Annotated in this window: 11 protein-coding genes; 3 read left to right on the forward strand and 8 right to left on the reverse strand. The window is 49.2% G+C overall.

What is annotated here, in order from left to right; genetic code table 11:
- Nucleotides 1–118: 118 nt before the first annotated feature.
- Nucleotides 119–1,216 (reverse strand): DUF3541 domain-containing protein, encoded by a 1,098-nt coding sequence (locus ACSF8W_RS08620; protein ID WP_500847290.1) that lies wholly within the window; start codon nucleotides 1,214–1,216, stop codon nucleotides 119–121.
- An 823-nt stretch (nucleotides 1,217–2,039) separates the two neighbouring features.
- On the opposite strand from ACSF8W_RS08620, the gene ACSF8W_RS08625 reads away from it, so the two are divergent.
- On the forward strand, nucleotides 2,040–3,398 hold the full coding sequence (locus tag ACSF8W_RS08625) for a lytic polysaccharide monooxygenase (protein ID WP_500846768.1): 1,359 nt from the start codon (nucleotides 2,040–2,042) through the stop codon (nucleotides 3,396–3,398).
- Nucleotides 3,399–3,876: 478 nt separating this feature from the next.
- Here ACSF8W_RS08625 and ACSF8W_RS08630 read toward each other — a convergent pair whose 3' ends face one another.
- From ACSF8W_RS08630 to ACSF8W_RS08640, 3 genes are all read right to left on the reverse strand, one after another.
- Complete coding sequence (locus ACSF8W_RS08630; protein ID WP_500846770.1) at nucleotides 3,877–4,896, reverse strand: CNNM domain-containing protein; 1,020 nt, start codon at nucleotides 4,894–4,896, stop codon at nucleotides 3,877–3,879.
- Nucleotides 4,893–6,269 carry a hemolysin family protein gene (locus ACSF8W_RS08635; protein WP_500846772.1) on the reverse strand — a complete coding sequence of 459 codons (1,377 nt, stop codon included), beginning with the start codon at nucleotides 6,267–6,269 and terminating at the stop codon, nucleotides 4,893–4,895. Before ACSF8W_RS08635 ends, ACSF8W_RS08630 begins: the two co-directional genes overlap by 4 nt.
- Before the next feature lie 448 nt (nucleotides 6,270–6,717).
- Nucleotides 6,718–7,149, reverse strand: coding sequence for a GNAT family N-acetyltransferase (locus ACSF8W_RS08640; protein ID WP_500846774.1), 432 nt, complete (start codon nucleotides 7,147–7,149; stop codon nucleotides 6,718–6,720).
- 235 nt (nucleotides 7,150–7,384) lie between these two features.
- Between ACSF8W_RS08640 and ACSF8W_RS08645 the strand changes: the two genes are divergently transcribed.
- Nucleotides 7,385–8,017 (forward strand): TetR/AcrR family transcriptional regulator, encoded by a 633-nt coding sequence (locus tag ACSF8W_RS08645; protein WP_428475749.1) that lies wholly within the window; start codon nucleotides 7,385–7,387, stop codon nucleotides 8,015–8,017.
- A 20-nt stretch (nucleotides 8,018–8,037) separates the two neighbouring features.
- A complete protein-coding gene (locus ACSF8W_RS08650) occupies nucleotides 8,038–8,355 on the forward strand; it encodes a DnaJ family domain-containing protein (protein WP_500847291.1) in 318 nt (105 codons plus the stop codon).
- A gap of 68 nt (nucleotides 8,356–8,423) precedes the next feature.
- Here the strand turns inward: ACSF8W_RS08650 and ACSF8W_RS08655 are convergent, their stop codons facing one another.
- From ACSF8W_RS08655 to prpC, 4 genes are all read right to left on the reverse strand, one after another.
- Nucleotides 8,424–8,951, reverse strand: a complete 528-nt coding sequence (locus ACSF8W_RS08655; RefSeq protein WP_500846776.1) for a hypothetical protein — start codon at nucleotides 8,949–8,951, stop codon at nucleotides 8,424–8,426.
- Between the two features lie 62 nt (nucleotides 8,952–9,013).
- Complete coding sequence (locus ACSF8W_RS08660) at nucleotides 9,014–10,135, reverse strand: cytochrome-c peroxidase (RefSeq protein ID WP_500846777.1); 1,122 nt, start codon at nucleotides 10,133–10,135, stop codon at nucleotides 9,014–9,016.
- Between the two features lie 133 nt (nucleotides 10,136–10,268).
- Nucleotides 10,269–10,874, reverse strand: a complete 606-nt coding sequence (locus ACSF8W_RS08665) for an alpha-ketoglutarate-dependent dioxygenase AlkB family protein (protein WP_500846779.1) — start codon at nucleotides 10,872–10,874, stop codon at nucleotides 10,269–10,271.
- A complete protein-coding gene (prpC, locus tag ACSF8W_RS08670; protein WP_500846781.1) occupies nucleotides 10,861–12,000 on the reverse strand; it encodes a bifunctional 2-methylcitrate synthase/citrate synthase in 1,140 nt (379 codons plus the stop codon). The genes ACSF8W_RS08665 and prpC overlap by 14 nt, the downstream gene beginning before the upstream one ends.
- Nucleotides 12,001–12,097 lie beyond the last annotated feature (97 nt).

The raw sequence follows: 12,097 nt of genomic DNA on the forward strand, positions 1-12,097 counted from the left end.
GCTTAGTTTGCTTTGATCTGACAGCCGAATCAAACCAGCCAAGAGAAAGAAACACACCGACGCGCGAGGATACTGTCACCGCGCGTCGGTTTTTACGGTACCTGTTTACTGAGTCCGTCTACTGGGCAATCAACCCATAAGGCATACCGTCAAATACGTGCGGCTGATCCTCAATGGTCGGTGCAGTGTGTACCTTTTGCCAATCTAACAGCATGATCGCCAACACGTTACGGTGCTCGCCATACACTAACCCCGTACTGCCGTCGACGGCGGGTACCATCCCCGCTTGACGATTCATCGCCTGTTGAATGGACTGGCGGGTTTTCGCCACCACGGGATCGTCATCTAATCCCGCCAACAAGAAGTTGATCCCGATTTCAGCAATCACGTCTTCTTTCGCACGCTGTAGAATCGTGTCGATGTTGGCGCGGTAATAATCGAAGATCCACTGAAAGTTTTCTTCATCAATCTCATACTGGTAATACTCCGACGCCGCCAAAATAATGTGCGTCATCCCGTAGAGTTTGTTCATGTATTGCTGATCAGACAGTGCGGCATCATTACGGTCAGGATAGGTACGCTGGAAGGCTGCAATAAAGTCATTCACCACATCCTGCTCACCCAATTGACGCAACCAGTACACCTGATTCGCCAATTGGGCCGACCATGCAATGATCATATTGGGATCGGTCGCATACTGACGAAAGTCATAACGGCGGATCACCTGACGTAACAACGCATCATCACGGTGCTTCAAACCATATTCATTGGCACGAGCCATCGCGCCGAGCAAATCCACCCCAAGGTACACGTAATTTGGCGAATGGGCGGTGGCACTGAAACGTAGCTGGCTGCGGGCATCGGTCTTTCGCCCGTACTCTATCAAGCGGTTCTTCGCATAAGCCGCAATCTGCTCTGGCGTATGCACGTCGGCAGCAAAGCGATTCAAACGGCTGGCCACCCGTGCCATATCCACCCAAATGGCCGAGGTATATTTCGGATCTAAGGTTTGACGATACATGCGTAAACCATAATGCCCCATCTTAAACGCCGGTAGCGTATAGAGTTGAGTCTCATAGGTATGGCGGATTTGCGCCGCATCAGCGTGATAACTGGCCTCCAGCGGTAATTGACTCACCGTCTTTGGCGTCGACGCAACCACTTGTGCTGGGTGTTGCGTGGCAAAAACGGACGGTACGGCCAGCATGCCTACCATCCCCAACACCCACAATGGTGACACAGCTGCCCACCGCACTCGGCGCCAACGGTGTTCCCGTCGGTTCAACACCGTATGATGACTGATCGCTAATGGCATTTTCTTGTTCACTGGGCTCATGATTCCCTCCCCCCGTTTCTCTCCCTCAACGTTACCTCAATATGTCAGTTTCAGCGAGTTCTATCACGGCAGCACAACGACGCGAATAAGGGGTAATGTACACCGAAAATCTCATTATGTTCACACAACGAACGCATTCAAATACTCCTTATAAGATATTTAAATGGCAACAACGAAAGACTCAACACATGAGAAAAGCAAAGAATCGCCACTAAAATGCTCATAGAATAAGCAATACTTTATTATATTGAGCAATTCCCTTAATGTCCGAAAATTGTCAATTTTTCATTTCGTGACTCTGAGCCAAAAATACATACGAATTTTCAAATAAAAATACCGTAAGAATATTCCTACAAAATAGAATGCAGCGCGTCAGATGTGTTTACCGATTGTCTTTTTCATTATTTTCCGAAAAACAGTAGTTGTAAGCAAATATTACAGAAAAAGAAAAAACAATTGTAACACGATGAATTTAATCGAAAATAACACAATAACAAAAACTAATGATGACGATTTGAAAATTTTATTTTGATAATAATCAATTTTTAAATATAAATATTACGTCAGAAAAATAATGTCAAATACCCATTTCTTGTTAGATAACGTTTTGCACTTTTTATTGCGTAACTTATTCATCAAAGAACATATAAAACAAGCATGATAAACATGACTGGCATTATTCCAACATAAAGAGAAGTTAACCATGTCACCAATGAATAAGCTAAGCATTGCTGTCCTTGCAGCAGTGGCAAACCTTGCGACTATCCAAACAGCAAGCGCACACGGTTGGGCTGAATTCCCAAGCGCACGTCAAAACACGTGTTACAACGATGGCGGTTACTGGAGCAATTCGATTCCAAACGCGGCGTGTCAGAAAGCCTACGACAAGTCTGGTAACTACGCATTCCTTCAGCGTAATGAAGTAGCCGCCCTCACCGCTGACTACAACAACATTGAAGCGGTGAAGCAACAAGTACCAAGCGGTGAGCTCTGTGCCGCAGGTGACGCACAAAAATCTGGCCTAGACGTTACCTCTCCAGATTGGCAGCAAACCACCATCACACTGGATAAGAACGGCGAGTTTGAATTCGTGTGGACAGCAACAGCACCGCACAACCCTTCTTTCTGGGAGTTCTACCTGACGAAACCAGGCCACGACTTCACCCAGCCACTGACGTGGGAAGATCTGGAGCTGGTTGATACTGCAGGTAACGTTGCGCCTGAAGCGACATCACCATACAAAACATACCGCTTCAACGTACAGCTACCGACCGATCGTGCTGGCGATGCCATTCTTTACACCCGTTGGCAGCGTGTCGATCCAGCCGGTGAAGGTTTCTACAACTGCAGTGACATCGTGATCAAACAGTCTGATGGCGGTATCACGCCACCGCCACCGGTTGAAGACGGCAAACTGAATGCAATCGAAGGCTACTTCGTACCAGCCGGTTACCCTGTACCAGCTATTGGCGACACCATGCGTCTACGTACCATGGACGGCAACGGTAACGAGCAAATCGATGAGCGTCTGCTAATCACAGCGGGCAACCAAGCGACTTGGGCACAAGACCTAGCAAACCAAGTGAACACACAACACGCCGGTAAATGGGCTGTCGGTGTGTGGGATCAGGCTGCTGCTGAATACCGTTTCGACGAGAAAAACATTCACGCTAACCGCGTATGGTCTGCAGAAAAAGACAGTGCATTTGCACTATCTACTCTGAAGCCAATCGATCCGCCACCACCGGTTGTTGACCCAGAGCTACCAGAAGGCGCATGGGACAAAACCGCGACTTACGTTGAAAACGACGTGGTAACACACAACGGTAAAACGTGGAAAGCAGGCTGGTGGAACCAGAACGAAGAACCAGGCGTGAGCAACGTGTGGAAACGCGTATTAACTGACGGCGAAGTGCCTGAAGTGGGCGCTTGGTCTGCAAGCTCTGAATACAACACCAACGACGTGGTAACACACGACAACGCAGAGTGGAAAGCGGCTTGGTGGACAAAAGGTGAAGAACCTGGCACCACTGGCGAATGGGGTGTATGGCGTAAGCTGTAATCCACACACGTCAATGACCCAACGTCGGAAAAAGGATCTGCTCAGCAGATCCTTTTTTATGCTCAGCAAACCGTATGATCATGTTGACGTTAATGACAAATAGCCTAAATGACTAAGGTACTAAGGCATCAAGTACCGAACAACATCCGCTTCGATCTGCTTGAGCTATGACGCCCCCGCATCAGATTCTATATTAATAGAACTTAAAAATACCCACCGACGTATTGATTCGGCGGATTGCAAATTTCATGTACTCCTCCGTCATTCCTGAACGCGTTAGCGGCTTTTACCATTGGTGATATATTAGGTGCTGAATCAGTATCCTGTGTGAGGCAATCAGGGCAAGCCATCATACCTAAAATACATCGAAAGCAGAGGTGGCTGAGGTTGCAGGTGTAAAAAAACGCCACTTGGATAAGTGGCGTTTGGGTGTTTTAAGCACCGACTGTAGAAGCCGAAGCCATGAAGATAACGAGACTTATCCGTTCACTACCGTCGTAGGAAGCACGCGTTTTAAAATGTCGGCAAGTGTTACAACACCAACCATTTTTCCGTCTTTACTCACTACGGCTAACTGCACGCTGGCTTTACGCATACGCGCCAGGGCTTCATAAACCGGGGTTTTTGAATCCAGCACATAGGCATTACGGGCTACGTCGCGCGCGGGTTTGTCCGCCGGTTCGAGTAGCGTATCACGCACGTGAACTACTAACGGTTTAAGACCCGACTTGCCGCACACAAGAATACGTAAATGGCCGGATTCCATTGCAGCAGCACGCACGTCAGCCACTGTTGCGTTCTTATCAACGTGCGCCATCACCTGACCTTCAGTCACCAAGGTTTCAACCGGAATTGAACTCAAGTCAATCAGACCAGACAGTTGCTTTTGAATGTTAGGTTTCAGTGTACCCACTTTACCCGAGTGCTCTACCAGCTGACGGATAGTATCAACATCTTGCCCACCTACCGCGGCGCTTTCTACCGGTTCAACACCCGAGGCTTTCACCAAGCGGTTCGCAATACTGTTGATCCAATTAAGCAGCGGACGCAACGGCCAAACGTAGGCGCGTGCAATGATACCAATCGCTAATGCTGACTTTTCTGGGTGCGCAATCGACCACGATTTTGGCGCCATCTCACCCACCACTAAGTGCAGGAAGGTCACGAAAAATAACGCGAAACCGAAGGCCGCGCCATCTGCAGCCCAATCAGGCAACCCCATTGCAAGGAACACGGGCCCCAAGAATTGGTCAACAGCCGGCTTGGTCACCGCACCTAGCGCAAACGTACAGAAGGTGATACCCAACTGAGCACCCGCCAACATCAGCGTTAAGTCATTCATGCCACGTAATGCCGCACGTGCTGACGCACTTTCGACAGCGATTTCTTCAAGGCGGTGGCGACGCGCACCCATCAAAGCAAATTCGATGATGACGAAAAAGCCACTCAAGACAATAAGGGCCGTTGTCACGAGGGTGACAATCAATGGATCGGTCATGCTTCACCCTCCACGCTTGGTTTCTCTACCAGTTTTACGCGCACCTCTGTCGGTACATGTCGTTCAATACGTAACACATCCACCTCAAGGTATCGCAATACTGGCTCACCAGACGCCAATTCTGACGGGTCGATAGGCAATGCAATCGTCACCGTGTCCCCCTCAGCAGGCAGTGCACCACGTTCAGCAATCAATATGCCGGCAATGGTTTCCACATCGCCACGCGGCAGGTCATAACCAATCGCGCGTTCCACTTCATCGACGTGCACATCACCTTCCATCAACCAAACATTACCGCTTTCAGACACAACCGCATCGCCGTTATCTTCGTCATGCTCATCGGTGATTTCACCGACAATTTCCATCGCCAAATCTTCAATCGTCAACACACCGGCAAAGCCGCCGTATTCATCGATCACACAGGCAAGTTGATTGGTTGACGTCACCAGCTGATCCAGTGCGTCAGGCAATAGCATCAGTGTTGGCAGAACCGTCGCTGGACGCATCACAGACGCAACGGTATCGTCGGCATTGCCGGCGTCAATGTGTGCCAGTACATCAGATAGGTGAACGACGCCAACAGGCGCGTCATCATCATTGATAACCGGATAGCGCGTGTGCGCTTGCGCCATCAGTGACAAGAGTTCTGTTAATGTGGTTTCAGGTTCTACCCAATCCACTTGCGAACGCGGCACCATGGCGTGCTCGACATCGCGCTCAGGGAAATCAAGGATACGATCCATCATCAGTGACAGCTCAACAGGCAAATCACCGCTTTCGCGTGAATTGGCGATGATGTGGTGTAAGTCTTCTTCCGACGCACTCACATCAAGATCATGTACCGGCTCGATGCGCACAGCACGGAGCAGCAAGTTCGCTGATTTATCAAAGAAGCTGATGATCCAACCAAACATCGACATGTAAATCAGCGTTGAGCGAGACATCATACGTGACATCGGCTCAGCGTTGGCAATCGCCAGGTTCTTTGGATACAGCTCACCCATGATCATTTGCACAACCATTGCAACAGCAAGGGTGATGACCGTACCGATCGCGATACCAGACTCAAGGGATAAGCCGAAACTTTGCAGCAACACACCTGCCGATTTACCGACAAGCGGTTCAGCAACAAAACCGAGTACAAGGCCTGTTACGGTGATACCTAGCTGTGCGCCAGACAACATGAAGCTGGTTCGTTTGGTCACGGAAAGCGCGCGCTTTGCGGCTTCATCGCCAGTGGCAGCTAAAGTAGCGAGTTTTGCACGGTCGACGGCCATATAAGCAAACTCTTGGGCAACGAAATAGCCGTTTGCCGCAATAATTGCCAAGATAAAGAAAATGCCGAACAGAAGGGTAAGGATAGGCTCAATCATTGCTGTGTCCTCCCTTGGTCACATAATGCCAGTGAGGAGATACACAATCGACGAGAGTTGGGGTCCACTTTATTGTCCTAACGTAAATACAGGAAGCGCAGTATATTCCCGTGAGGACAAATCCGTCTAGTGAATCGTTACGGCATGCCTGATTAAAAACGGGGAGCTACCAACCCGATAACCGCCTATTCTCCTAGGAAATGCGCTAAATCGGCGGCTCTAGCACCAAATTTTCGCATTTTGTAACGTTACCGCCTGTTACAAATAACCGTGTTTTTTCGCTCTCTGGTTGGAGAATTGAGACGTACAAAAGGCACGAATAAAGAAGCCGATGCCGTTATCCGGGGGATGTTCAGTGCGAAAAAGTAGCGCCACATCATACGGAAACGCCCAAGGTTATTGGCCTTGGGCGTTTCTTCTAGCAAACGAGTTAACGACAAACCGAGCCTTAACGTGTCATATGTAGAATCGGAAAGGGTTTCCCCATATCATCAAGCGGTGAACGTGAAACAACGTTGAACCCCATGTGCTCATAAAAACCGGTGGCTAGGGGATTTTGTTCATTCACGTCAACCTGAGTCGCACCTAACTGCTCAATGGCATATTGCAGTAGCACTTTACCCACACCTCTCCCTCTAGCTACATTTGAAACGAACAGCATTTCAATTTTTGCATCATGGACACCCACGAAACCAAGAATTGAACCACTCTCATTTTTCACGCATCTTAATGTTACAGCGGGGAAAGCCTGTTCAATGATAATGGGTTTAAAAAACGCAATATCGTCTTCTGTTATAAAGTCATGCGTGGCTCGGACTGAATTTTCCCAAACTTCAAGCATTTCGGCGTAATGTTCAGGATGCACATTTTCTACAACCATTCTATCTTCTCTAAAATTGACTGAAATTCATGTGCAGCCGCGAACCCGCATTTTAACTCTCGTTGATGGAATGTCTATAACGTGTAGTGAAGCCATTATCCATTCACTTCGCCTTCCCCCCTTTTTTCTTCCTCGATACGCACTCTCACAGATGACAACGCACGCACAAAAAGACTTGACCAATTAAGTTAACGGTATTAACTTAATGGTATTAACTTAATACTAAGAGTTGCTCATGAACAGCAAAGGTCGCCCCGCTCAAATTTCAAAGACAGACATTGTGGCGTGCGCGCTTGAGATAGGCTTAGACCGCGTGAGTATGCATTTACTGGGTAAGCAACTCGGCGTCAGCGCGACGGCGCTCTATCGCCATGTTAGTTCAAAAGACGACCTCATCATTCAGTGTTGTGATGTCGTCATGGGGAACGTCGATATACCTAATGACACAGACTGGGAATCCTATCTCTACCGTTTTGCCCGAAATTTTAGAAAGACACTACTGTCGATGCCCCGATCAGTTGAGTTTATTCGTTACAACCAGCAATTCACGCCCAATTCCAGCCTATTAGTGAACGATATGCTGGGCGTATTTCGTGATACACACTTTGACGCACAAACGGCATTTATGGCTTTCGCCACCGTTTTTACGCGTGTGACAGATATTGTGCAACACCAAGAACTGGCTGAGCAATTTCAAGCTGATTCCCAGCAAGACAGCATCAAATATGCCCATGATAATCAGCTCACTCACCTGTTATGGCTATTAGAGCAAAGCAAGCCTGTTGATTATGAGTTGTATTTTGAAGATGGCATCAAAATAGCCATTGAAGGTTTAAAAGTGGTTTTTGGTCACCCCAATCAAAACTGAATGTATGAGGACGGTATGTGATGTCGATATTTATAGATAATGCGATTGCAGGTTGGATTCGTCAGGCTGAAAAAAATGGCGAGCTCACAAACAACCAATTCAAAGGAAAACCGCTTGATTTGGACGAGTATTTTAGAACGCCAGCGGAACATCGACTTGGGATGAAAATCCTGAAAGATGCAAACTGCCTTCCACCCGCAGTGGAGCTCATGAAACAAATCAGCAACAAAAAAGAAGATCTTGAGAAGATGACAGATCCGACAGAAAGAGAGGCGCTGCGTAAAGAGATCATTGCACTTGAATTGAAGAAAAACATGCTCCTTGAAGAACACCGCTAATCGCGTTGTGTAAAACAATGGCAGATCAGAGCAAGTCCTCTCACTGCCATTTCCTTTTACTCAGTGACTCACTCCACCTTCACCGCTTCTTTCACTATCCGCACAGCCACTTTCTGATTTGGCTTACCATGAATGCGCAATACATAACTGCCCCATTCGTGGGTGTTAATGTGATAAATATCACCGTTCAAATCTGGGCATTGTAGGTTAGTGATTTTAGTGCCGGTAATGTCCGCCCCGTCCATTGCAATAGTCACATCGCGGTTGGTCATCAGCAGCATTTTCTCGTTCCACTCTTTGATCGCCAACTGCAAATACGCTTCACCGTTAGCATTCAGGGTAAATTGATACCCTAACGTATCGGTAAAAATGGCTTCCAGTTGTGGGGCTTCGGCCAAAGACCCAGCCACTTGAACCGCCTGTAGCGGCACATCACAGGTGGCCTTATAACGAGCGGCATAAAACTGGTTACGCCCCTGAATTTCCCCGGCAAAGGCAGGCTTGGCCACAGCAGCGGCTGATACCGTGGCACTGAATATCGACAGTGCCCCTGCGGCAATACACAGAGCAACGGCGAATGAGCGGGTTGTACGCATAATATTATTCATTGAAATCTGACTTCTTCTTATTCTGGATGTAGCTGCTTTGGATATGGCAGTTATGGATTATCGAACGCAGGAATACACGGATTCGGATCCTGCTTATTTTTGAGTGGGATCAGTTGGCAAAACGGTGTGGCATGTTCGGGAAAGGTATCCATTTCTGGCACGCTTAGCGCCTGTAAAAAGGCCAGCAGTTCGGTTTTCTCTTGCAAGCTTAACGTAAAACCCTGAATACGGGCATCTTTGGCTGGATGAGCACGGCCATCACCCTGTTTCGGACCGACGGTGATCACGCGTCCCCCTGCGGCATAATTGTCTATCACGTGACGAAGTTGGGTCACGCTCCCATCGTGTCCCCACGGCCCCGTGTTGTCTACGTTAATCAATGAAGGGATCCGAAACTTGCCGTTATCGGCAGACTCCCCCGTCACCCTTTGTAAACCTAATGCTTGTGGAAAAACTGTCCCTGACTGCAATATCGCCGCTTCACTGTACAACCCGGTATTCACGTAGCGGTGACTACGCGATCTTGAAGACACCGTGGGCATATTCAACAACGGGCCATTGTGGCATTGACTACAAGCGAGACGTTCTGATTCGAACAACGCCAGCCCTCGTTGTTGCGCGGGGGTTAGCGCGTGCTTATCCCCCGCCATATAACGGTGATAAGCGGTATCAGTGGAGCGAATGGTCGAGACATACGCCACCAGCGCATCAATCACGTTATCAACGGAAAAGCGCGAGGCCACTTGTGCCATCTTTTCTGATGCTATCGGAAACGCGGCAGCAAATAACGGTGCGTATAAGGATTGGCTGTCTGTCAGGCGTACCTGTAATAAATCAGCCGTCATACCCATTTCTTCCGGTGCATGAGAAAACAGCGGCAGTGCAATGGTAGCAGCCAGCGAGGTTAATCCCGGCGTAGCTTGCATAAACAGATCGTAATTGGCCACGTTCAACAAGGCGGGCGTATTTAGCGCCGTGGCTTGGCCATGAATATCCGGCGTGCGGGCAAAGCGGTTGGTCCAGCCTAAATCCGGCGCATGGCACAACGCACAACTGCGGTTGCCGAAACGCGACAAACGCACATCATGGAATAAGTAACGACCGAGTTCCGCTTTGGGCGGCAACCCACTGCTTGGTAATGGCGCAGCAGATACCGTGGTTGCCGAACTCATGACTGCACTAAACAGAAAGACAGAAGCAAAAACAAACAGGATAAGAAAACGATTCAAGGCAGAAGAAAAATCAATCGAAAAGATGTCGGTATTTTACGTAAAAGACAGGCATTGGCTATCGAAATAAATGCAATCAGCGGATCAGACGGAAGGTCAAATTGATCCGAGGCGCTTTCGGTAAACGGGTTTTCGGCACACTGTGTTGCCAATGGGATTGTAACGCCCCCGCCATCACCAGCAAACTCCCATGACTGAGGGTGTATTCACGCTTTGCTTTCGTTACCGTATGGCGCAATACAAAGCGGCGCGGCGCCCCCAAACTCAATGAGGCGATCACGGGCTCTGCCCCCAATTCCGGTTCGTTGTCTTGGTGCCACCCCATGTAATCACTGCCGTCGCGATATAAATTCGCCAGTACGGAATTAAAACGGACACCCGGTATGTCCACCAGCGCCTGTTCAATGTGCTGACGAATCGTTAACAGCGTCGGTGACCACGGATCCGGCGTCATCGTCAATCCGGAATAACGGTAGGCCGCGTCTCCGCACCACGCTTGTAAACGCGGTTGCAAGATTTGACGACCGAACATCGTTATCGGCCGTTGTTGCCAATCCAATTCATCAAGCAATTGTTGATACAGCTGATCAGCCTGCGCGGGCGAATAAAACGCTGGCTGCCAATACAGTTGACCGTGATCGACCGTCTGCCAAACAGAATCTGAGCGATCAGACGCGATCATCGATTGCCACCCACGGCTGTGACTCGGGTCCCGTATAGTCGGCACTCGGACGGATGATACGATTATTATCGCGCTGTTCAAACACATGCGCCGCCCATCCGGTGACTCGGCTCATCACGAAAATCGGCGTAAACAATTTGGTCGGGATCCCCATGAAATGGTAGGCCGAAGCATGGAAAAAATCCGCGTTACAGAACAGGTTCTTCTCACGCTTCATCACCGCCTCTACTCGCTCAGACACGGTATACAACTCGGGGTGTTCAGCATCTTTCGACAGCTCTGCCGCCCAGTGTTTTATCAAGGCGTTACGCGGGTCAGACTCGCGGTAAATGGCATGACCAAAACCCATGATTTTATCTTTATTGGCAAGCATCGTCATGATGCCAGCTTCAGCATCTTCCGGCGTGGCCCATTGTTCAATCATCGCCATCGCCGCTTCATTCGCCCCACCATGCAATGGGCCGCGCAACGTGCCAATCGCACTGCACACGCAGGAATAAATATCCGACAAGGTGGAGGCACACACACGGGCGGCAAAGGTGGAGGCATTGAATTCATGCTCGGCATACAGAATGAGCGAACAGTGCATGACATTTTTATGGAGTTCAGAAGGCGATTCATCCGTCAGCATTTTCAGGAAATACCCGCCAATGCTCTCTTCATCACAATAGGTTTCAATACGCACGCCGTGGTGGCTATAGCGGTACCAATAACAAATAATGGCGGGCAGCAGTGCCAACAGACGATCGGACTTGTCGTATTCTTCGTGGAAATCCTGCTCTTGTTCCAGATTCCCCAACATCGAACAACCGGTACGCATCACATCCATCGGGTGTGCATTGGCCGGAATTTGCTCTAGGACGGCTTTGAGCGCGAGCGGCAAACCGCGATAACCAATCAAGGTGGTTTTATATCCTGCCAGTTCGGTGCGGGTCGGCAGTTTCCCCTTTAGCAGCAGATAAGCGACTTCTTCAAATTCCGCATGGTGCGCCAAATCGGTAATGTCGTAGCCCCTGTAGGTCAGGCCCGTCCCGCTTTTACCAACGGTACACAAGGCGGTGCGCCCTGCGCTTTGTCCGCGTAACCCTTCACCGCCCAGTGCCGCTGAATGCCCGTCTCGATCCATCGCCGCTCTCCTTGCTGTGTGCTCTGTCAGTACATGTTATCAACCTGTATCCGGATACAGAAAGCGTAGGTCAGAACCGCACAATTGACCACTTAAT

This window comes from Photobacterium sp. 270122K, assembly GCF_059941365.1.